The organism is Planctopirus hydrillae (assembly GCF_001707835.1).
Taxonomy (GTDB): domain Bacteria; phylum Planctomycetota; class Planctomycetia; order Planctomycetales; family Planctomycetaceae; genus Planctopirus; species Planctopirus hydrillae.
Map to the genome: position 1 here is coordinate 43478 of NZ_LYDR01000158.1, position 22216 is coordinate 65693.

The 22216-nt window shown below is 52.9% G+C and carries 14 protein-coding genes; 6 read left to right on the forward strand and 8 right to left on the reverse strand.

The window, feature by feature from the left end:
- Positions 1-3: 3 nt before the first annotated feature.
- The 4 genes from A6X21_RS21965 to gyrA all read right to left on the reverse strand — a co-directional run bounded on the left by A6X21_RS21965 (position 4) and on the right by gyrA (position 6063).
- On the reverse strand, positions 4-744 hold the full coding sequence (locus A6X21_RS21965; RefSeq protein ID WP_068852886.1) for an NYN domain-containing protein: 741 nt from the start codon (positions 742-744) through the stop codon (positions 4-6).
- Between the two features lie 78 nt (positions 745-822).
- On the reverse strand, positions 823-2100 hold the full coding sequence (locus A6X21_RS21970) for a dihydroorotase (RefSeq protein WP_068852888.1): 1278 nt from the start codon (positions 2098-2100) through the stop codon (positions 823-825).
- A gap of 105 nt (positions 2101-2205) precedes the next feature.
- The gene (locus tag A6X21_RS21975) at positions 2206-3153 is read right to left on the reverse strand and encodes an aspartate carbamoyltransferase catalytic subunit (protein ID WP_068852891.1); all 948 of its coding nucleotides are present in this window, start codon (positions 3151-3153) and stop codon (positions 2206-2208) included.
- Positions 3154-3216: 63 nt separating this feature from the next.
- Positions 3217-6063, reverse strand: a complete 2847-nt coding sequence (gyrA, locus tag A6X21_RS21980) for a DNA gyrase subunit A (protein ID WP_240490369.1) — start codon at positions 6061-6063, stop codon at positions 3217-3219.
- A 454-nt stretch (positions 6064-6517) separates the two neighbouring features.
- Between gyrA and A6X21_RS21985 the strand changes: the two genes are divergently transcribed.
- The 4 genes from A6X21_RS21985 to A6X21_RS22005 all read left to right on the forward strand — a co-directional run bounded on the left by A6X21_RS21985 (position 6518) and on the right by A6X21_RS22005 (position 13051).
- A complete protein-coding gene (locus A6X21_RS21985; RefSeq protein ID WP_068852894.1) occupies positions 6518-8812 on the forward strand; it encodes a serine/threonine protein kinase in 2295 nt (764 codons plus the stop codon).
- Between the two features lie 115 nt (positions 8813-8927).
- Complete coding sequence (locus A6X21_RS21990) at positions 8928-10724, forward strand: adenylate/guanylate cyclase domain-containing protein (RefSeq protein WP_068852897.1); 1797 nt, start codon at positions 8928-8930, stop codon at positions 10722-10724.
- Between the two features lie 379 nt (positions 10725-11103).
- Entirely contained in the window at positions 11104-11925 is an 822-nt protein-coding gene (locus tag A6X21_RS21995) for a response regulator (protein WP_131818494.1), read from the forward strand.
- 313 nt (positions 11926-12238) lie between these two features.
- A complete protein-coding gene (locus A6X21_RS22005; RefSeq protein ID WP_131818495.1) occupies positions 12239-13051 on the forward strand; it encodes a hypothetical protein in 813 nt (270 codons plus the stop codon).
- Positions 13052-13114: 63 nt separating this feature from the next.
- Here A6X21_RS22005 and pheT read toward each other — a convergent pair whose 3' ends face one another.
- Both pheT and A6X21_RS22015 read right to left on the reverse strand, forming a co-directional pair.
- Positions 13115-15136 (reverse strand): phenylalanine--tRNA ligase subunit beta, encoded by a 2022-nt coding sequence (pheT, locus tag A6X21_RS22010; protein WP_068852908.1) that lies wholly within the window; start codon positions 15134-15136, stop codon positions 13115-13117.
- A 133-nt stretch (positions 15137-15269) separates the two neighbouring features.
- Positions 15270-16736, reverse strand: a complete 1467-nt coding sequence (locus tag A6X21_RS22015) for a dicarboxylate/amino acid:cation symporter (protein ID WP_068852911.1) — start codon at positions 16734-16736, stop codon at positions 15270-15272.
- A gap of 382 nt (positions 16737-17118) precedes the next feature.
- Here A6X21_RS22015 and A6X21_RS22020 point away from each other — a divergent pair, with 382 nt between their 5' ends.
- Positions 17119-18576 (forward strand): cytochrome P450, encoded by a 1458-nt coding sequence (locus A6X21_RS22020; RefSeq protein WP_068852914.1) that lies wholly within the window; start codon positions 17119-17121, stop codon positions 18574-18576.
- A 107-nt stretch (positions 18577-18683) separates the two neighbouring features.
- Here the strand turns inward: A6X21_RS22020 and pckA are convergent, their stop codons facing one another.
- Positions 18684-20273: a phosphoenolpyruvate carboxykinase (ATP) gene (gene pckA, locus A6X21_RS22025; protein ID WP_068852917.1), complete on the reverse strand. Its 1590-nt coding sequence runs from the start codon at positions 20271-20273 to the stop codon at positions 18684-18686.
- A 25-nt stretch (positions 20274-20298) separates the two neighbouring features.
- Entirely contained in the window at positions 20299-21108 is an 810-nt protein-coding gene (locus tag A6X21_RS24465; protein ID WP_131818496.1) for a hypothetical protein, read from the reverse strand.
- 779 nt (positions 21109-21887) lie between these two features.
- On the opposite strand from A6X21_RS24465, the gene A6X21_RS22035 reads away from it, so the two are divergent.
- Positions 21888-22127, forward strand: coding sequence for a hypothetical protein (locus tag A6X21_RS22035; RefSeq protein WP_068852923.1), 240 nt, complete (start codon positions 21888-21890; stop codon positions 22125-22127).
- The last annotated feature ends 89 nt before the right edge of the window (positions 22128-22216 follow it).

Consider the following 22216-nt stretch of genomic DNA (forward strand, 5'->3'; position numbering starts at 1 on the left):
CACTTAGTGCTGCCGGAAGTCGGGATCATCGATCCAGTTTTTGACCCGCTGAGGATCATCGAGCAGATCCTGAAGTTCATCGACTTCTTGCTCCCATCGAGTTCGTTCGTGGGCCGGATCAATTTCGAAATTGGCAGGCGTCACAGGTGCAGAGGTTCCCGACTTTTCTTCGGGAGGAAGAAACCTGCTCTCAGAGATCTCTTTGGGCAACTCGCGGAGAATCTGGCGTGGATCGACGTTTTCAAACTCATCGAGCCAGAATTCAAGATCTTTCTGCTGACTGATTGTGGCTGGAGGTGATTGATCGTCCGCATGTGGCTCATGCTCGCGCATCATTTCACGCTGGGTATAGACACGCAGAAACTCTTCACTATCAATCGAGCGTCCATGACGTCGTTTGACAGCCCGCTGCAAACGGTGATCACTCGAAACCAGCAGCAGTTGTCGGCTGGCCGAATGATTGGAAATCAAAATCTCAATATGGTCATCGGCTTCGGTTCCAGGTTCAGCAAATTCGACATTCATACCACGATAAATGTGGCGTTGAATGCTTCCCGGCGGTGCTTCCCGGGCATCGAATACAACGGTCGCTCGTTGCCGTTCGTCTTCGGTGAGGAGTTCACTGAGTTTGAGCAGCAAGCGGTTGCGGCAGCGTTCGAGATCACCTCTGGCATACCGGACGCGCGCAATTCCTGCGGCGTGCATCAGGTTATAGCCATCGATCAGATGGTAGTATCGTGCCATGACAAATCATCCGCGTGCTCACAAACTCTCTGGCACGCAATTCTTATTGAATCGGGGCACTTAGAGCCTGCCGATGAATTATTGGCGTGAGAATCGAACTTCACCACCAACGATTGTCATCATGACGCGACTTCTGAGAGTTTTTCCCTGAAAAGGAGTGTTATGACCTCGTGAATAGAATTGTCTGGTATCGACAATCCAGTGAGCTGCCGGGTCAATCAGTGCCAGGTCTGCTGGCCGACCGATATCGAGCGTCCCCGCATCAATCCCGAGGATTTTTGCAGGATTCACAGTCAACAGTCGTAAAAGATCTGGCCAGTCAAGGAGTCCCCCATCCACTAGAACCGTGGCCACCACAGCCAGTGCCGTCTCGATTGAACTGACGCCAAATGGCACCTGATCAAATTCGCGACTCTTCTTTTCAGAAGCAAACGGTCGATGATCGGAGCTGATTGAATCGATGGTTCCATCCCGCAAGCCTTCCATTAACGCATCGACATGTTCCTGGCTGCGCAGTGGAGGAAGAACTTTCAGATTCGTATCGTAGTTCACCAGCGAAGCATCGGTCATGGCCAGATGGTGAGGTGTCACATCGGCTGTGACTCGAATTCCCATCCCTTTCGCCCGTTTGAGTTCTTCGACACTGTTTCGTGTCGAGATGTTCATGAGATGGACGTGTCCGCCAGTCAGTTCAGCTAAAGCGATATCCCGGCCCACCATAATCTCTTCGGCAGCGGCAGGAATTCCACGTAAGCCAAGGACCGTGGAGAAATAACCTTCATGCATCAGGCCACCAGCCGAAAGCGTGGCATCCTGGGGGACAGCAAAGATCGGACGATTCAACATGCGGGCATATTCCAGAGCCCGCCGCATAATCTCGGCACTTTGAACAGCTCGATTGGCGTCCGTAAAGCCGCCAGCACCGCCTGCTGCGAGTTGTCCCAGATCAGCGAGTTCTTCTCCTTGATGATTACGGGTAATTGCACCTAAGGGGACCACCCGGCAATAGCCCGCTCGTTCGGCCTGGAGAATGACAAACTCAGCACTGGCCCGGTTATCAACGACCGGGTTCGTATCGGGAAGGGCCGCAATCGTCGTAAAACCACCAGCCAGGGCGGCTTTTGTTCCTGATGCCGTTCCCTCGTCTTCTTCACCACCGGGATCTCTCAAGGCCACATGCAGGTCGACCAGTCCTGGCGAGACAATCATCCCTTGAGCCATGATGACTTCATCAGTCCTGGGGTTCCCTGTTGTGATCTCTGCAATCGCACCATTTTCGATCACAAGATTCAGCAACTGATCAAGTTGATTGGCGGGGTCGATCACGCGGCCCCCTTGAATCAGCATTGTGGCCATGAATGACTCCGGGGATCTCTTACCAACAGGCTCAAAACTCAGTGATCGCACGATTCAGGGTGATTCATTTCCGCGTGGCTCATTTCTCGATGCCACCCGGCATTTTTATGGAGAAGTCAGGGCCTGTTCTCTTGCGAGTTGCATCAGATACAAAGTGGCCATACGCACAAACAGGCCATTTGTCACCTGATCGAGAATCACACTGTGCGGGCCATCGGCGACATCAGGCGTCAGTTCGACGCCACGGTTGATGGGGCCGGGAGCCAGGATGAGAACATCGCTTTTTGCGCGGGCAATTCGCTCCGATGTCATCCCATAGAACTGGGCGTATTCATAAATCGAAGGAAAAAACGCGCCACGCTGTCTTTCAAATTGAATTCGTAACAGATTGATCACGTCAGTCTGTTCCAGGATCTCATCGAGCCGATAACTCACCTCGACTCCCAGTTTCCGGATTTCGGCTGGGATCAAGGTGGCTGGGCCGCAAACGATGACTTTAGCACCGAGTTTTTTCAGCCCCCAGATGTTCGATCGGGCCACTCGACTGTGCAGAATGTCTCCCACCAGTGCGACCGTTAAACCTTCGATACGGCCCCGCTGTTCGCGAATCGTGAACAGATCCAGCAGACCTTGTGTCGGGTGCTCGTGTGTGCCATCTCCAGCATTGACCACACCTGTGCCAAGATGTTTGGTCAACAGAAAGGGTGTGCCTGAAGTGCTGTGGCGAACCACCATGTGGTCAACACCCATGGCTTCGATGTTTCGAGCCGTGTCAATAAAGGTTTCGCCCTTCGAGAGACTGCTCGCTGCTGCCGTAAAGTCCACAGTATCGGCACCCAGCCGACGCGCTGCCAGGTTAAAACTCGTTTTCGTGCGAGTGGATGGCTCGAAGAAGAGATTACAGATGGTCACTCCCTTCAGCAGGGAATGCCGTGCTTCTCCGTGACGGGCCATCTCTTTAAAACGAGCCGCTTCGTCGAGAATTGTTGTAATCTCGGCTGCGGAAAGATCTTCCAGCCCCAGCACATGACGCCGCGACCAAGTTGATTTCATGAGGTTTCAACTATCCTGTGTGACTGGAAACTGGAAGCAGAACGCAGCCCAAACCGCAGAAAACTATTCGCTGGAATCAGTTGTTTGCTCATCTCCGGGAGTCGATGTTTCGGATGGGTTGGCCTGATCGGCCGGTCTGTCGTCGACCTGTGCTTTCGGTTCGATATCCAGCTTCTCTTCGATGGTTTCCTGGCAGAGATCGGCCGGAATCCGCGCCATCGATGCGACGCGATCGCCTTCTGTCAGCTTAATGACTCGCACTCCCTGAGTGTTGCGCCCGATTTCGCTGATTTCCGCTGCCCGCACGCGTTGAATTTTGCCACCCGCGGTCACGATCAGCACGTGATCACCTTCCCGGACAGCGAGAATCTTAACGACTTTTCCATTGCGTGGGATGACTCGAATATCCCGGACACCCAGACCGCCACGTCGTTGACGTCGATACGACCGGGATGAAGAGCTTGATTCTTCGCCCTCGTCGCCACCTCCCTCTTCGCTAATGGCCTCTTCAGCATCGGTCTCTTCAGGCAAGGCCTCCGCGATTTCGTCATCGGCCACAACGCTATCTTCTGAGGGGATCGCGTCTTCGACGACGGGAGCTGATTCGATAAAGCCGAAGGGAGTTCTCTTTCCGTAGCCTTTTTCACACATCGTCAGGAGAGTCATGGCCGGATCAGCGACCACCATCCCGATCACTTCGTCGTCTTTTCGGAGTTTGATACCGCGAACGCCACTCGTGTTGCGACCCATGGCCCGGGCATCCGCCTGAGAAAACCGGATGGCCATCCCGTTGGCTGTGGATAGCAGAATATCTTCCTGAGCAGAGACGATACGGGCTTCGATCAGTGCATCGCCATCTTTCAGGTTGATCGCAATGATCCCCCCCTTGGTGGGACGCTTGTAAGCATCCAGCGAGGTCTTTTTGACAATCCCCGCCCGGGTGGCCATCACGAGGTAACGATTTTCTTCAAACGTCCGCGTGTTAACACATGTCGCGACCTGCTCACCTTCCTGAAGTGAAAGCAGGTTGACCAGTGCGCGGCCTTTACTTGTCCGGCTCTGCAGGGGCAGATCATAGACTTTCTGCCAGAGGACGCGTCCTTTATCAGTAAAGAACAGCAGCCAGTCATGAGTGCTGGAAATGAACAGATCCTGGATGGCATCTTCATCATCAGCTTTCGCGCCCATGATTCCGCGTCCACCACGGTTCTGCGCCTGGTAGGTATGAATGGGCAAGCGCTTGATATAGCCGCGCTGCGACAATGTGACGACCATCATCTCTTCCGGGATGAGATCTTCCTTATCGACATCGCTGAGTTCATCTTCAGAAATTTCAGTCCTGCGGGCGTTCCCGTACTTGTCACCAAGTTTCTGCATTTCCTCACGAATGACAGCTCGAATATGAGCTTCATCACTCAGCAGATGGAGATAGCCAAAAATGTCTTCGATAAGCCTTTGGTGTTCGCCGCGCAGCTTCTCCTGCTCCAGATTGGCAAGCGATCCAAGCTGCATCGAAACAATGGCTTCCGTCTGGTTTGCGGAGAGTGAATAGGTTTCACGCACTCCCTGTTCAGACTGAAATTCCATAAAACCGGCATCGCCCAGAGCACGGGCGACCATGGCGGATGGAACAAGTATGGCTTGCAATCGCTCTTTCGCTTCAGCCCGCGAACCAGAAGATCGAATCGTCTGGATCACTTCATCGATGTTCAACTGGGCGATGAGTAAGCCTTCGATCGTGTGCTTACGCTTGCGGGCTTCTGCCAGTTGAAACTCGGTCTTACGGCGAATGACGGTGATTCGATGCCGGATAAATTCTCCAATGAGTTCCTTGATGTTCATCGTCTTGGGACGATTTCCCGACAAGGCCAGGAGAATCACGCTGAAAGTCGATTGCAGTGGAGAATACTGGAAGAGCTGATTGAGAATCACCTCTTTGTCAGCATCCCGCTTGAGCACAATATGCAGACAAACCTGCCAAGCCGGTGTGGTGCGGTCTGTCAGATCGACAATGCGGGAGATCCCTTTGATTTTGTCGTCACGCACGAGCTGTTCGAGTTTCTCTCGAATACGGTCGCGGGTTTCGAGATAAGGGATCTCGGTCACTTCAATAATGTCGGTATTTTTCTCTGTAAGAAAGCGGGTTTTTGCCCGGAGTGTCAGTGTGCTGCGACCTGTCAGATATCCCTGACGAATGCCGTACCTGCCACAGATGATCCCTCCTGTGGGGAAATCCGGGCCGGGGAGGACTTCCATCAGTTCATCAATGGAGGTCTCAGGGTCTTCGAGCAGGCGAATGACGGCCTGAGAAACCTCGGCCAGATTATGGGGTGGAATGCTCGTGGCCATACCCACAGCAATACCGCTGGAACCGTTCACCAGCAGATTCGGAAATCTCGAAGGAAGGACCACTGGCTCGCGGTTGCGCTGATCGTATGTCAGCACGTAGTCCACGGTGTCTCGCTTCAGGTCGTCCAGCATCTCGGAGGCCACAGCCGAGAGCCTGGCTTCGGTGTATCGCATGGCGGCAGGTGGCAGGCCAGCCAGCGAACCAAAGTTCCCCTGCTTATCAATCAGCGTTTCCCGCATGTTCCAGTTCTGTGCCAGACGAACCAGTGTCGGGTAGATGGAGCCATCACCGTGGGGGTGATAGTTGCCGCTGGTATCACCACAGATTTTTGCGCATTTGACTCGCCCGGAGTTTGGCCCCAGATTCAAGTCGTTCATGGCCACCAGAATGCGGCGCTGAGAGGGCTTGAGTCCATCACGGGCATCAGGAAGTGCCCGGCTAATGATCACGCTCATCGCGTAAGTGACATAGCTGGTTCGCATTTCTCCCTCGATGGGTACCGGGAGAATTCGATCCGGTTGCGGCGTAAAACTGGCCGACGGCACGTCCCCGTTTGACAATGCAAACACTCCTGAAATGAGCACAGTGATGCCGAACTCTGTTCGGCGCTTTCGGTGTTATCGTAACTCTATACAGGATCCTTAGTTATGGAATCCTGCAGAAGAGGTGACTACACTGCATCAATGAACCTTAAAGGATACCATGTCGGGACTTTCGTCACAATTAACTCAGCAGTTCAAAAAGCGAATGTTTCATCGATCGACTGCGGAGAGAATATGAGAGCCTTATGGCTAAGGCAGGTTGACCAAAGCCATCACTGAGGCTTTTTTTTAGAAAGCCGGAATGTCAGTCTGATAAGACGTGATTTCAGGCATTCATCCTGATGGTAGAAACGTCGACTTCAACTCAGTGCTTGAAGAACGAGTCTTAAGTGGGAACCAACAACTTCCTGATTACTCCATTGGTGTTCGGTCAACCTGATCACTCACCAGGATGTCTTGTGGATGGAATCACATGTCGAATCAATCCGAAGGAACTTCAGCGCCTCGATCAGATTCGACGAACTCACCGTCTGACGAGAATCACTTGAGCAAGACTTCCTCACGATCTGTCAACGTGGAGGAGTTGGGTGAGACTCTTGTACAGAATTCAGAACTGCTTCAGAAAAGCTGCTGGTTGAGCGAACAACTCATTGATGCTCAGGCGGTGATCGCTCCTGCTGCAGTACCGGGTTTTCGGATTCTCGAAAAGCTCGGAGAAGGGAAGTTCGGCTCGGTCTGGCTGGCCAGAGAGACCAATACAGGCAAGCAAGTTGCCATCAAGTTCTACACGAATCGTCGAAACATCGATTGGGCACTCCTCTCGCGAGAAGTCGAAAAGCTGGCGGTTCTCTACACATCCCGGCAGATTGTCGGATTACTGGAAGTCGGGTGGGATTATGATCCGCCTTACTATGTGATGGAGTATTTGCCAAACGGTTCATTGGCCATGTTGCTCGAAGAGGGGCCACTCCGGCCGACAGAAGCCGTTCACATGGCGAAGCAGATTGCCAGGGGGCTCGTGCATGCTCACGGCAGTGGAATTCTGCATTGCGATCTCAAGCCCGCCAATATTCTGCTCGATCAGGATCTCGAACCAAGACTTTGCGATTTTGGACAATCGCGACTGGTTGAAGAACAAAGCCATGCCCTGGGAACACTCTTCTACATGGCTCCCGAACAGGCAGACCTCAAGGCCATTCCCGATGCGCGCTGGGATGTCTATGCCCTGGGGGCGATGTTTTATCATATGCTGGTTGGTGAGCCCCCTTATCGATCGGACGAATTTGAGAGCCTGCTCAAGCAACAAACGTCACTTGAGGGACGGCTGGCAGCATACCGGCAATTTGTGAGGGAACATCCGGCCCCCAATCGACATCGGACAGTTTCCGGTGTTGATCGCCCATTGGCTGATATCATCGATCGATCTCTGGCCATCGATCCCGCACGTCGATTTCCGAATGCTCAGGCGTTTCTTGATCAACTCCAGATCCGCGAGACGCATCGCTCTCGACGACCTTTGTTTCTGCTGGGAATTTTGCTGCCAGTCATTCTCTTACTATGTATGGCTCCTTTGGCCGTTGAAGCCATTCGGGTCTCTGTCACCACCGCCCGGGTTCGACTGACTGATCGCGCCCTCGAAAGTGATGTGGTTTCCGCCAATCTGCTTTCTCGTTCCATCGAACGGGAGATCCTGGATCGTTTTGATGAACTGCTGAGAATTGCCCAGTATCCACGGGTCCAGAGAACCGTGGCGTTACTGGCCGACAGGCCCCCGGCAGAAAGAGGGGAACTCAATGAATTGATGACATCGCTGAAAATGGAAGTTGATGATCGTCATCGGGCGGAAGGTCGCCAGTTGGACGATAGCTGGTTTCTGCAGAATACCACAGGAGTTCAGATCTGGAGGGAACCTGCCAGTGAAATCAGCCTCGACGAAAACTTCGCTCATCGAGATTACTTTCACGGTCTGGGCGAAGAGTTTTCTCCCGGGCAACTACCGGATGATCTTCAGCCAATCTCGAAACCCCATCTTTCGATGGTCTACACCAGTGCAACGACGGGCCGGTACAAGGTCGCACTCTCAGTACCGATCTTCGATTATGACAAACCCGATCAAGTGATAGGCGTATTGGCCCGCTCGATTTATCTGGGAGAGTTACTTGTCGAATACGATGATCTCTTGCGGGATCAGTACGCCAATGGTGTCAGTCGAGTGATTGCCCTCGTCGATCATCGTGAATGGAAATTGCTGGCTCACCCGTGGATGGATGACGAGCATCTTTCGAAACTGACACTCCAGCAGTTCTTATCGCTCTCGCTCGATCCTGATGCGAGAAATCGGCTTCAATCATTACTCAAGCTGAATCCCGGCTCGATTGAAGCAGCTCAGTTTGATCGCACACAGCATTATGTCGATCCTGTTTCTCAGTTTGATCCTGAGCAGTATGGCGGTGACTGGCTGGCAGCTTTCAGTCCTGTCGCCAGTACGAACTGGATCGCCATAGTTCAGGAACGAAAAACCGATGTGAATGCTCCTGTTGAGGAAATGCGTACCCGACTGTTTCAACTGGCGTACTGGGGAGTGGTGCTCGTTTTCGGAATTGTCGTGACCACCTGGTTGACGCTCATCATGGCGCTATCTGAAAGACCTGCCAAACGCCGCCGATTATCAAAGTTCGGATTGCCTGGACTGAGCTTCCATTCATCGAACTCGTTAACCGCTGAAAGTTCAAAGGATTCGAAATCATCCGGGCCTGTCTCTGGATGACGTCAATTCCAATGGAAACTCATCGCGGTCTTTCTACGAATTGTTGTCTGAGGTTGATGGAGTTGGTGCACGCGAGGTTGGCAAGTTGAGGTTGGGTTGAATTTTGAGGGCAGGGATGTACGAAGTCATCGCAACGAATGCTGAAGGTCACCTGTGGGGGCGATTTCCTTTGCTGGCGAACAGGCCGCTGACTGTTGGGCGGGCTCCGGAATGTGACATATCCATCCCACATGATCCTTACGTTTCTCGGAAGCAGGCCACACTCCAGTTACAGAGTGATCATCTCGTTGTCAGTCGGCTTACGGAAGCCACCAATCCGGTTTTTTTTCAAGGTAAGGAGATCGATGTCTGCCGGGTTGAGATCGGTCAATCTGTTGTCGTAGGCAGTACGATCCTGCAGGTTGTTGCACTGCACGAGAACGACGCGGTTCAAGGGTTCACACCCTCAGCCGCAGAACCGGCTGTCTCGCAAGTCAACTTCAGTTCACAGGCACTGAAGAAAGTACGTTACCCGGACGCGGAAAATCGAATTGAAGTGTTGACGCATTTGCCTGAAGTGATTGCCGGTGCACGGACAGAAGCCGAACTTTTTGTCAGGCTGTGCAAACTGCTGCTGCGAGGGATTGTCAATGCCGAAGCCGCAGGGATTGTTGAGTTGACGAGAGATGATACGGTGCGTTTGTTGCACTGGGATCGTCGTCGTGAAACGGCCGGTGAGTTTCGACCCAGCCGTCGTCTGGTGCAGGAGGCCCTGGCTTCGAACCAGCCCCATAGTGTGCTCCAGGTGTGGGATCCCCAGCAGACGACTCAATTGGATCATACTTTTACTGTGGATTTCGATTGGGCAAGTTGTACTCCGGTCGAAGGGCTCTCACTGCAGAAGACCGGGTTTTATCTGGCAGGCCAGCGAAATCTCCCAGTCAATGAAACGGCATTCGATCTGGATCGCACTCATCTCGATGCCGACGTCAAGTTCACAGAACTTGTCTCACAGATCATTGGTGCCGTTCTGAAATCGAGGCGTTGGGAGCGACAGCGATCTGGACTGAGACAGTTTTTCGCTCCTCCGATTCTGGCAGCCTTGGGCGATGATCTTGATACCGCGCTCCTTGAACCGTGCGAATGTGATGTCACGGTGATGTTCTGTGATCTAAGAGGCTTTTCACAAAAGGCGGAAGGTGCCAGTGATGATCTTCTCGGGTTACTTGATCGTGTCAGTCGTGCACTGGGAGTGATGACACAGCAGATTCTCTCGCATGGCGGAGTGACGGGTGATTTTCAGGGAGATGCCACCTTGGGATTTTGGGGATGGCCATTTCCTTCGACCGATCTGGCTGTGAATGCCTGCCGGGCCGCACTGGCCATTCGCTGCGAATTTGACAGCAAACGGGGCCGAAAAGACCACCCGCTCTCAGACTTTGCCATGGGAATTGGCCTGGCTCATGGGCGGGCGGTGGCAGGAAAAATCGGGACACTCGAACAGGTGAAGGTGACTGTTTTCGGGCCCGTGGTCAATCTGGCCAGCCGGCTCGAAGGGCTGACGAAACAGCTCAGAGTTCCGATTTTGCTCGACGATGCGACAGCACAACTGATCAGACAACGATTACCTCCGGAAATCGGGCGGCTGCGCAAGCTGGCTCGTGTGTTGCCCTATGGCATGGATCGACCTGTGGACGTCCATGAGCTGTTACCTGGAGAAAAGGATTATCCACTCCTTTCTGACAGCCAGATTCAGACTTACGAACTCGGCGTCGAAAAGTTTATCGAAGGGGATTGGGAGGAGGCGTACCGGTGCCTGCATTCCATGCCCAGCAGTGACCGGGCACAGGATTTTCTGATTCATCAGATCGCGATGAATAATCGTCAACCTCCCAAAGATTGGGATGGAACCATTCGGTTCCCCGGAAAGTGATGAGGGAAAAGACGTTGTCGTCGATTGTTGTCTGCACGCTCGCTCAGCCATTGTGCGATTGAGGCTCAATTCCACTTATAAGTGATTTGTTTTGAACCTGAATTTTTTTTAAGTCAGCTATACTGGGGACCACCAGACTGGCCAGCAGAATCGATACAGATCGTCAACTGGCGATGTTGCACCGCGGAGACATCCCGGGAATTGTAGAAAAAAGTCAACTCAAGGCCGGACGCTGGCCGTTCGTGTTGTAGGATTACACAAGCACTTCCTGATCCTGTCGTGCAGAGTGTCTGTCGTCATGGGTGATACGCCTGACTGATAGCCATTCGAATTGAGTTGAACTTCCTCATTCCATCATTTTTTGGGTGTATTGTTTTCGATGAATGAGCTCCCATCGAACGACCGCCCGCGCGTTCTGGTGATCGATGACGATCCGCTGTTTCGCAGTCTGATTACGACTTTACTGCGTAAAGAGTATTTCGTGGCTGTGGCGGCTGATGGGGCCGAAGGTTTCTACAAGGCGGCCGAACATCCACCTGATATCGTCCTGATCGATGTGCAGATGCCCGGTTGGGATGGAATCAAAACGCTTAAGCATTTCAAAGGGCACCCCAGCCTGTCCCATGTCTCACTGGTCATGCTGACTTCGGATAGTACGCGCGACACAGTGATGGCCGCCATACAGGCCGGAGCTCAGGATTACATCGTTAAAACCAGTTTTTCAAAAGAAGATCTTTTCAATAAGCTGGCCAGGCTCGACCCGCGGCGAAAAATGGTCATGCAGAGAGTTGAAGCTCAGGCTGCGGCTGCTCTCGGTGTTTCCCGCGCGACAACAGCCTCACCGGCCACAGGCTTTGCAACTCAAAGGCCAATCACACCGGTCTCTCATGCTGCAAATACTCCCGTTTCGCCGCTCTCAGCAGTTGCTCCAGTGGTGACGCAGACAGCGGTCAATACGCGAACAGTTCCCCCTCCCAATCATCGCGAGGCCTTCGGTGTCACAGCCCGAATGTCTGAATCTCAGGCTTCACGACCTGAGGTCACCAGCGGGGCCTCGGCTCTGGTCACTGCTCATTCAGAGGTGGGAGCAGCGACTCGATCGGGCGATCAATCGGGTGCTGTTGCCGCTTCTGCAAAGCCGGCTGCTGAAGACCAGAATCGAGAAACGCTGCTTCGAGATCTGATCGATAACTGGGAATAACATCGCCAGCTCTTTATCCCACGCGGGATGATTGTGTGGATTGGCCGGGCACCATCGTGTCTTGTCGCTCATGCGAGAGCATGCACGTTCTTCGATCGGCTTAATCAGCCTCGCTGCATCGCTCAGCTCCCTTTCCCTGATGAATTTCATTACCATCGAGCGCTGGCTTTCGCATACGATGCTTTGCCGTCTTCAGGCATTTCTGCTTGTCAGAGTGGAATCGCAGAGCGACGGTCACCCTGTGTGATCTTCCGAAACGGACGGATCACCCAAAATGACTTCTTTTAGTATGGTTCAGATCGTGGGAACGAGCATGAATTTGTCGGATCAGTCTGTCTCAAACAGCCGTTGCCATTTCTGGCTTCTGGGATCCCTGGGAGCTTTATTGCTCACCATTTCGGGCTGTGGTGCGGCCGCTTATGAAAATCGAGTGGAAGAAACCGCCAAGTATTTCCGTTACCTGGAAATTCTCGATCAGAACCTCGGGCCTCTCTGGCGCGATTCCGGCATTGAGCTCAGGGTTCCCAAGCAGTTTCAACTCATGCCGAAACCACAAGTCCCTAAGGCCGAAGAGGGCAAACCTGCACCCGTCGTGATAGATCATCGACAACCGGATTACATGAACTTTGAGTTTCCAGGATTGATCGGTGCCTGGCAGACAAAAGTGAATGCCACCGTGAATGGGGCTGCTGCTGAGCGCAAAGCCTACATTTATGTGATCAGCAATTACTCGATGTTTTCACAGGCCAACCAGATTGCAAAGGCTCCTGAATTCTCGCAGAGTTTTCTGGATCGATTCTGGCAGTCATTATCGATTCCAGAAGATCAAAGACGTGCCCTTCAGGAAAAATATCCGAAGGTGCAGGGCTATCAGCCTGAGAAAAACTTCACGGTTATCAACCTCCGGCCCAGCCAGCCAATTGATGGTGTTCAGTACCTGTTTGATGTGTACCTGATTCAGCAGCAGGACGTTCAAGTGGCTGTGATTGTGGCGACACCTGCGGATTCGGATGCCAATATCTTCCTCGGCAAAGGCATACCCCTCATGCTGGAAACGATGGCCCTGACTGGTGAAAAGCCACGTGCTGGTGGTAAACCGGCAGCACCACAATCGAACGCTTTTTAGATCGATGGAAAAGACCACGATTTCACTGGGAAATCATGGTCTCTGGTCGGGCGAGAATTCTGTCTAAGAGCGAACGACGGCCCCGTGGTGCTCCAGGCAGGAATTCATCACGTTCTTCTGGATTTCATCGACCTCTTCGCTGGTCAATGTCCGTTCGTAAGAGCGATAAACCAGTGTTGCCAGGTAGGACTTTTGTCCTTCGCCCAGTTGTTTACCACGGTATTGACCACTGAAGCGGACAGCTTCCAACAGTGGCCCGGCCGCAAGCTGGATGGTCTTTTCAAGATCAATCCATTGAACTTCTTCGGCCAGCGAGAAATTCAGATCACGAATCATGGACTGATATTGTGGGATCGGACGGAACTGCGGAGCGGCCTGAAACAGGGCCTCCAAAAGTGCCATATCGACTTCTGCAACAGTCACCTGATCTTTCATCCCTGCCTGCTGGACAATTTCCGGGTGCAGTTCTCCGCACCAGCCCCATTGCTTTCCATTCAGCCACAATTCAGCACCCCGATAGGGAGCAAATGCCGGCAATGATGATTCGGTCGTCTCCAGGCGAATATCTGATCGGCAGGCCATCGCGACTGCTGCCAGAATCCCCTTGAGATCCAGAAATGACAGACCACTGACACAGCCTAAAACCGCGGGTTGCTGAGCACAATCCGCGGTGATTTCGCTTCCCAGATAGACACGGGCAATTTCGAAGAGATTCGCGTCATGATTTCCACGGCGGATGTTCTCCCGCCGGACGTTGAGGAGCGAGGGGACGAGACTTTGCCGCAATAAATTCTCATTGCGCCGCCGCGAGTGATCGACCATTAACGATGTGGTCACACTCCGGGGAGCAAACCAGTTCTGCTGAGATTCGCTGGTAAAGGCCACCGTCATGGCTTCGAAAAAACCAGACCCCACCAATGACTGACGAACCTTCTCTGCCACTCGATCGGCTGTTGTCTTCCGGCTGGAGCATAGAGGAACAGGCACATTTTCGGGGATGTTTTCGTAACCGTGAATCCGGGCGACTTCTTCAATCAGATCGATTTCTCGAACCAGATCCCGGCGGAACGACGGCGCCAGCACAGTGATTGTCTGGGGCGTAGTGGAACTGATCTGGCAACCCAGTCGCTGCAGAATTTGCGAAACTTCCGTGGATGGAACTTCGATCCCTAAAATTTCTGGAATACGGGAGAATCTCAGCTCAATCGGCTTTCCAAATGCAGGAGCAAGTTCACCCGCAATGACCTCTCCAGAAAGAACTTCGCCACCAGCCAGTTTCTGGATCAGCGAGGCACAGCGCGCATTGGCCCAGGCAACCCCGTGCTGATCAAGTGCTCTTTCGAATCGATAGGACGAAGGACTGAAGAGTTCGAGAGAACGAGAGGTGTTTCGCACACTCAAAGAGTTGAAACTGGCGGATTCCAGCAGAATTGTGGTCGTTTCGTCAGATATTTCGCTCTCAAAGCCACCCATGACTCCTGCCACAGCGACGGGGCCTCGCTGGTCGGCAATCACACCCATTGTGGAAGTCAGCCGGTACTCGCGCTGATCAATGGCTTTCATCGTTTCACCATCGCGAGCCTTGCGGACTGTCACTTGTGAACCAGCCAGTTTCTGGAAATCGAAGGCATGCAATGGCTGGGCACACTCGAACATCACATAGTTCGTGGCATCGACCACGTTGTTGATGGTGGCGATCCCGAGACTTTTCAAACGATCAACCAGCCATGCGGGACTGGGCCCGACTTTGACGCCACGAATCACTCGGGCGACGTAGACGGGGCAAAACTGTTTGTCCTCGATTGAGACTTGAATATGGTCGGCGGCTTGATCAGCACATTCCTGCAGCTTGATTTCGGGCTGGCACATCCCTTGCTTCGTAATGGCCGCAATTTCGCGAGCCACACCGAGGTGTCCCAGGCAATCGGGCCGATTGCTGGTGACTTCCAGATCGATCACCGTCTGAGAATCACGCTGCTCAACAAACTCGAGGTTAAGCCCGGCATGTGTCAGGCGATCCCCGAGTTCTTCAGGTGAAAGGCTGATATTCACGTAGTCTTTGAGCCAATCCAGATTCACCAGCATCCAATTCGCCTCTCGCAGATGTCGATCACTCGATGAACAACTCGATCCACTCACAGCCAGTTCGAGTCGTCATATTGTGTGTAGACTTCCGTAGAGTCTAGCTTTTGATCGTCTGGCTGCCCAGCTTGCAGGATCAAGAGGGGCTCGCTTCGTCTTCAGGCTTTGTTGTGGCAACGCTTGCCGCTGGATTTTCTGGCCGTTGAGAAGCGAGCAGATTCCGAGCCTCGATTTTTCGTTCGGATTCTGTCACGCAGGCGGCGATCACCAGATCGCCAGCGACGTTCACTGTCGTGCGGGACATATCGAGAATTCGATCGACGCCCATGATAATGCCAATCGCTGAGCCCGGGATGCCGACCGATTGCATGACCACCACGATTAAAGGGAGCGAACCGCCGGGAACACCCGCAGTGCCAATTCCTGCAAGGACCGACATCAAGACGACTTGAATCTGCTGTGCCAGGCTGAGTTCCACACCCATCACCTGGGCCAGAAACAAGACGACGACCCCTTCAAAAAGTGCGGTTCCATTCTGGTTTCCTGTGGCCCCCACGGTCAGCACGAAGTTCGACACTCGCGGAGGAAAACCCAGATCATCGGTCGCGACTCGCATGGCCGTTGGTAGAGTGGCGCTGGAAGAAGAGGTTCCGAAAGCTGTCAATAAAGCTTCTGCTGAGCCTCGGAAAAATGTCATCGGTGACATCCGGGCAAAGACAATCAGCACAATCGAATACGTCACAAAAAGATGCAGAGCCAGACCAGCGATCGCTGTCAGCACAAAGCTGGCCAGCACTCGGAGAATATCGAAACCTAAGGTCGAGGTGATCGCAAAGACGAGGCATCCTGCACCGACGGGAGCCAGCTTCATGGCAAAATTGATGACGACCGAACTGACCAGTTGAAGCCCTTCGAGCCAGCCGATAAAGCCTGCTGCCTGTTGGGGATTGGTCGTAAAGGCCATGCCACAAACGAGTGCAAACACCATGACGGCCAGCATGCCGTCCCCTTTGGACGAACCATCCACAGCTCCTACCATTTCCTGAAGCGGATTTTCCGGAAACAGATCAATCAGGACGTCTCGGATGGGCTTGGTCTGCTGGGATTGTTTCACTCGCTTCTCAGCGTCAGTCGAATACTTTTCAGAGAGTGCGATTCTCTGCTCTTCGCTGATGGCTTTGCCTGGTTGGAATGTGTTGACCAGAGTCAGGCCAATCAGCACTGCTGAGACCGAAAGAATGGCAGTAAATCCGAGTGTTCTCAGCCCCATACTGCCCAGCTTTTTCAGATCGCCAATTTCCACAACGGCGAGAGTCAGGGCCGAGAAAACCAGCGGGAGCACAATCATGAACATCAGGCGGAGAAAGAGTTTCCCGAAACCTTCGGCCCAATAGACAGCCGCCTGGCTCCAGAAGAGCACTCTCGATTGAAACAGGTTAGGGGCGGCTCGATCGGCAGCGGGAACCAGAACCAGTGTTGCGTAGTAGAGCAGCAACCCTGCCACAATCCCGACCAATAACCCAATCAGAATCCGCCAATGGGATCCGCTTTCTGAGTGGTGTTCCGGTTTGGCAGCATTCACGGACTCTGCGGGAGACGTCAAGAAATCACCTTCGATTCTGTATGGACGGATTTCGAGCCGTCGTTAACAAAAATGTTCAGTTGGGCTTGAGCGCGCCTTCGGAGAAATAGGGAGTCTCCATGACCATCGACCATTTGGAGCGTACCAAAAAATGGTGTCATGGACGCCAAACTAAACTCAGGAATGGGAGATGTAAATTCGCGGCAGGCAACAAAGTTTCAAAAAACTGATTCCAGTGCGAATCTGGGCTGGTGGCGAAGAGTTGTCTTTGTAAGGATGCAGCATAAGTCAGTAAGACATTGCCGTGAGAATTGTGGCTCTTAGAAACACTGCACGAAGTCAAGGCGTGAGTTCGTTTCTTGGAAACAGATTCTTGAACAGTCATTCAGGGAAGATTTACGTCATGGTTGACGTTCGTTCACAATGGTCTGTTGTTGGGGATTTCGTGCCGACCCATGCCAATTCTCTCAAGGATGGTCTGGCCTCCGGAACACTCATGGAGTTCCCTGCCGATCCAATTGCCTGCATGCAGAGGTTGTTCCGAGAGCAGGGCGATTATGCGACTTTGCATGGCGATGGGCAGAAGCTGAGTTTTGTCTTTTGTGCCGAGGGGAATCACCAGGTCTTGAGTGATCCCGTCAACTTCCATTCCCGATTCTTTGCTTTGCGAGGTGGCCGCAACTCTCCACAGCGCCGACTTTCGAGCGGTTTGTTGAGCATGAATGGCGAAGAGCATCGTCGGAATCGCCGCCTGGTAATGGACGCTTTCAGTAAACGGGCAGTACCGCTTTATGCCTCGACGATTGTCAATCTGACAGAAGAACTGCTTTCAAAATGGGAACCCGGTCAAACGGTTGATATCAATCACGAAATGACGGAGTTCATGCTGCGTGTGACTTCGTCGATTCTGTTTGGTGTCGACAATCCGGAAATGGCATACCGGATTGGTCGTATGACGGATCAATGGGTTCGTATGAATCACGAAGCCGGGATTGGAGCGATGATTTCCAGCCCGGAAACAGCCGAGCGCTACAATGAACTCCTCGGTTTTGCTGCCGAATTGGATGCTGAAATTGCGGCGATGATCGATCTCCGTCGCCATAAAAAGACCTCCAGCCATGATGCACTCTCGATGTTACTGGCGGCTCATGACGGCGAAGGCTCCATCACCGATGAGCAGTTGATTGGCCATACCGCCTTGTTGTTTGCCGCTTCCCATTTAACGACCGCCCACACCTTTGCCTGGACGATTTTTCTGCTTTCGCAACATCCTCGGGTCATGACAGACCTTCATCACGAACTGGAAACGTTAGAAGGTGCCGCTCCACTCGGGGCAGCACTTGATCGGCTCGACCTGACAGAGCGGGTGATTAAGGAAAGCATGCGGTGCCTGCCCGCTTCGGCCTATTCTCAGAGGTTCTCGACGTGCCAGCAGAAGCTCGGGAATCTGGATCTCTGCACGGGTGAGACAGTCATTTTCAGTCAGTTCATGACTCATCATCGAAGTGATCTGTATGTTGATCCCTACGCTTTTCAGCCCGAGCGATGGAAGACGATCAGCCCGAGTCCTTATGCCTATCTTCCTTTTGGTGCCGGCCCCCGCATGTGTATCGGAGCCGCACTCGGCATGTTGATTCTGAAAACCGTCATGCCCATGCTCTTGTCGCGATTCAAATTCCAGCTTCAGCCCTATGCGGAAATCAGTGGCAAAGTCATTTCGACAATGCTCGGGCCGATTACTCCAGTCCCCATGACTATTGAAGCACAGGACGGAAAGTTTGAATCTGTCCCTGTGCGAGGAAACATTGGTGAACTCGTCGATCTCGATGAGTGTGTATCAAACCAGAGTCAGGCCGCGTAGACGTCCTGTCGACGATGAGCCTGCGGTTTAGAAGTATGCTCGAAGTGCTGACTGGCCAAAACAAAAAAATCTCCGGGAGCAATTGCTCCCGGAGATTTTTTTGTGCATCAACCTTCCATGGATGAGGAAACTCTTCCCTCGGAAATCGCCTGGTAGTTTTCATCGAACAGTTGCTTGAGCTTCCTGGCGGCGGTTTCGTAGGCCGCCTCATCGTTCCAGACCCGCCGGGGTGTCAGCAGTTCGTCAGGCAGTCCTTCAATGTGCGTGACAGCCTGGATCCCAAAGAATGGATCTGCAGCAGTGGGGGCATTGTTCAATCTGCCATCATGAATCGAATCAATGATTTTTCGAGTGTATGCCAGCTTGATTCTTTTACCGACGCCATAGCCTCCACCGGCCCATCCTGTGTTGACGAGCCAGACTTTCACGGAATGCTTGCGGATTTTATCAGCCAGAAGTTCTGCATAACGAGCAGGCTTCCAGACGAGGAAAGGCCCGCCAAAGCAAGGCGAGAATGTCGCCTGGGGTTCTTTGACACCCATTTCAGTCCCAGCCACCTTGGCCGTGTAGCCGCTGATAAAATGGTACATCGCCTCTTCTGTGGTCAGCTTGCTGACAGGAGGCATGACACCAAAGGCGTCACAGGTCAGGAAGATGACGTGCTCGGGATGCCCACTCATCGCGGGAATCTTGGCCCCTTCAATGTATTCGAGAGGGTAGGCACCGCGGGTGTTCTGAGTAATGCTGGCATTGTCGAAATCGACGTGCCGGTGCGCATCGTCGTAAACGACGTTTTCGAGCACTGCTCCAAAGCGTAAGGCCTGGAAGATTTCGGGTTCACTCTCTTTCGAAAGGTAGATCGCTTTCGCGTAGCACCCACCCTCGATATTGAAAATCCCCTTGTCGCCCCAGCCATGTTCATCATCGCCAATCAGCAGACGCTTGGGGTCTGCGGAGAGAGTTGTTTTTCCCGTGCCAGAGAGACCGAACAGGACAGAGGAACTCCCTGTCTTTTTGTCTTCAGTGGCTGAGCAATGCATCGAAAGCACTCCCCGCCGGGGGAGCAGATAGTTCATGACTGTGAAAACGCCTTTTTTCATCTCACCGGCGTATTCCGTACCGAGAATGACGATTTCGCCCCGTTCGAGGCTCAGGTCAACGCTTGTCCGACTGGTCATGCCGGTGGTGAAGCGATTGGCAGGGAATCGCCCGGAGTTGTAGATCACGAAATCGGGCGTCCCAAAGGTCTCCAGCTCTTCGTCAGTCGGCCGAATGAGCATGGTGTGCATGAATAAGGCATGGTAGGGCCGCGAACAGATGACGCGAATTTTCAGTCGTTGCCGGGGATCCCAGCCCGCATAAGCATCGACAACATAAAGCCTCGACTGGGTGTTCAGATAATCGATGGCTCGCTCTCGATTGATCAGGTAGGCCCGCTCTTCCAGAGCAAAATTGACCGGGCCCCACCAGACATCGGCTTCCGATTGCGGGTGCTTGACAATTCGCTTGTCTTGCGGAGACCGACCGGTTTTATCTCCGGAGTAAGCCATCAGCGCGCCAGTGCTGCTGATGGATGTTCCCGGGTCAAAGCGTATGGCCTCTTCGTACAAGCGAGATGGACTGGCATTTCGGATCACCGTTTTGACAGTAATCCCATGGTGTGAAAGATCCATGTTCTCAATGGTCATCGAAGACATATCGAATCCTGAAAAGGCCGATGAATTAAGCGTTTTCGTCTGTAGACAAAGGCTTTTGTTCCATCGGTAGATCGCCTGAAGCTAACTGGGGCGCCACAGCGGCCAGGCCAACAACGGGGTAAGTTTCTCGTGGCTTCAGCCCACGGTCAAAGACCTCCGGGCTGTCTGCAGGCATGGCGTCGACAAACTGACGGACGGAAAGCGTCCATCCAGTTAATATTGTCCAGAACACAGCGAGAAAGATCGCGTGATTGACAATCAGCAATCCGAATGACAACGTCTGCTCCCAGGTGGTCGAGACGGAATTCGGTGTTACGGGTGTTGCCCAGGCCATGCCTGCAGTCATTGCGCTGGCGATTAACAACTGGACGCAAAACATCACGGTCCAGGCCATGATGACAGCGAGCAGGCCAATGAGTACTGCCGGGAAAAAACCCGTTGTCAGATAACTGACAGAGCGGCTGATTGCTCCAAATCCGTCACAATCATCAGTAGCCCAGCATGTTGCCAGAATTGGCCAGGCATAAGCGACGAGGAGCAGGACACCACCGGCAATCAGGCTGACAGCAATAGTTAAAGGCGATTCCAGAGCAGAAATCGTGGCTCCCGCCACTGGAATTCTGGTCATGACAGCCAGGACTGATAGTCCCAGTTGGCAGGCGAAGTACGTCAGCAAGAGCAGGCTGATCGCCGCAAAGAGCGTCCACCAGCCCCGGGCCGCTTCCTGTAAGAGCGGGATGAATCCGACGTCACGTAGTGCCAGCTTTCGAGAGGTCGATCTGGCAATCATCAGTCCTGTGAAACCGGAGATCCCCCAGTTCAAAAAGACTTCCACCCACGCCAACCATGAGGAGGAATTGGGCCACAAGAGTGGATAGGCCAGGGGAGGGAATGCGATTTCGAAGAGGTTTATGGCCAGGAAATGCGACGTAACCGGCGAATTGCCATTGTTTTGAAGTTTCGTAACATCCTCTCGGAATACTGCAGGCTCAGGAAAGCCTCCTCGAAAATTGGGCGCAGGAATCAGGGGTCGCTGTTGCCGACTCTCCAGGGACAACGATCCCGGGGTCTTTTGTTGCCAAGGAACGGACAGGTTGAGTGAGAAACCTTGCAAGATCAGGCTTGCAACGAGCGCAATGGCCAGGATGTTGGGATGAAACGCAATTCCAGCCACAGAGGGGAGGAAGCGAATTGCAAACACAACCCGATCAATCCAATCTCCGGAACTTTGAAAATTTCGCGTTGCCAATCGTCCTGATTCCAATGGCCCCATGAGGCCCTCGCGAGATTTTGAGTCTTCAAGTAAAACTCTGCTGGTTTTTGAAAAGCAATTCTCCGGAAGGTACTGAAAAACCGGCAGCAATACAAAGCTGGACCAAACTCAATTTCAAAGCGGGAAGCAACTTGTTGAAATTCGAGATTCAGACTGCCGATTTGTTACAATGAAGTTCTTTCCTTGGTAAATTTGAATTCGATTGACGTTCGCGGGATGAGTGTCTCAGTCGATGAGATTGGTACTGGTCACAAGGTAGACTCCCTGTCGGAACGATTTGATGATGAGTTATTCACATCAATTGTTATTTGCGAAATCTCTGCAGGGTTGAGGCGGGAAGAATGTCGGAACATCCATCAATTGCCCAGAGTGTTGTCCAATTTTCTGCACAGGAAGTGGCTCAATTGGCACAAGAGGACCAGGCCGCAGGTCGGCTTGTCGGCCAACTGCTGGGAGGTTTCTTTGTGATTCTGGTGGCCATGATGGTGGGCTGCGCCTGGTGGACTGCATGGCATTTGCCCCCCTCTTCTGACCCACAGTCGGGGTTACGAGAGGTCGTGATGCCTGCCGCTGGAAACTGAGTTTTTCATCAGAAAACATCCTGAAACGCAGCCTCAGCAGGCTGCTGTTGACGAATTCTGCAAACTCGCCGACGATCGTGGCTCCATGA

Coding starts and splice junctions, on each gene's coding strand:
- A6X21_RS22020 (WP_068852914.1), top strand. CDS start 17,119: ATGGTTGACGTTCGTTCACAATGGTCTGTTGTTGGGGATTTCGTGCCG.
- pheT (WP_068852908.1), bottom strand. CDS start 15,136: ATGCTGGTGAATCTGGATTGGCTCAAAGACTACGTGAATATCAGCCTT.
- A6X21_RS22035 (WP_068852923.1), top strand. CDS start 21,888: ATGTCGGAACATCCATCAATTGCCCAGAGTGTTGTCCAATTTTCTGCA.
- pckA (WP_068852917.1), bottom strand. CDS start 20,273: ATGTCTTCGATGACCATTGAGAACATGGATCTTTCACACCATGGGATT.
- A6X21_RS21985 (WP_068852894.1), top strand. CDS start 6,518: ATGTCGAATCAATCCGAAGGAACTTCAGCGCCTCGATCAGATTCGACG.
- A6X21_RS21970 (WP_068852888.1), bottom strand. CDS start 2,100: ATGGCCACAATGCTGATTCAAGGGGGCCGCGTGATCGACCCCGCCAAT.
- A6X21_RS22005 (WP_131818495.1), top strand. CDS start 12,239: ATGAATTTGTCGGATCAGTCTGTCTCAAACAGCCGTTGCCATTTCTGG.
- A6X21_RS21965 (WP_068852886.1), bottom strand. CDS start 744: ATGGCACGATACTACCATCTGATCGATGGCTATAACCTGATGCACGCC.
- A6X21_RS21990 (WP_068852897.1), top strand. CDS start 8,928: ATGTACGAAGTCATCGCAACGAATGCTGAAGGTCACCTGTGGGGGCGA.
- A6X21_RS21995 (WP_131818494.1), top strand. CDS start 11,104: ATGAATGAGCTCCCATCGAACGACCGCCCGCGCGTTCTGGTGATCGAT.
- A6X21_RS21975 (WP_068852891.1), bottom strand. CDS start 3,153: ATGAAATCAACTTGGTCGCGGCGTCATGTGCTGGGGCTGGAAGATCTT.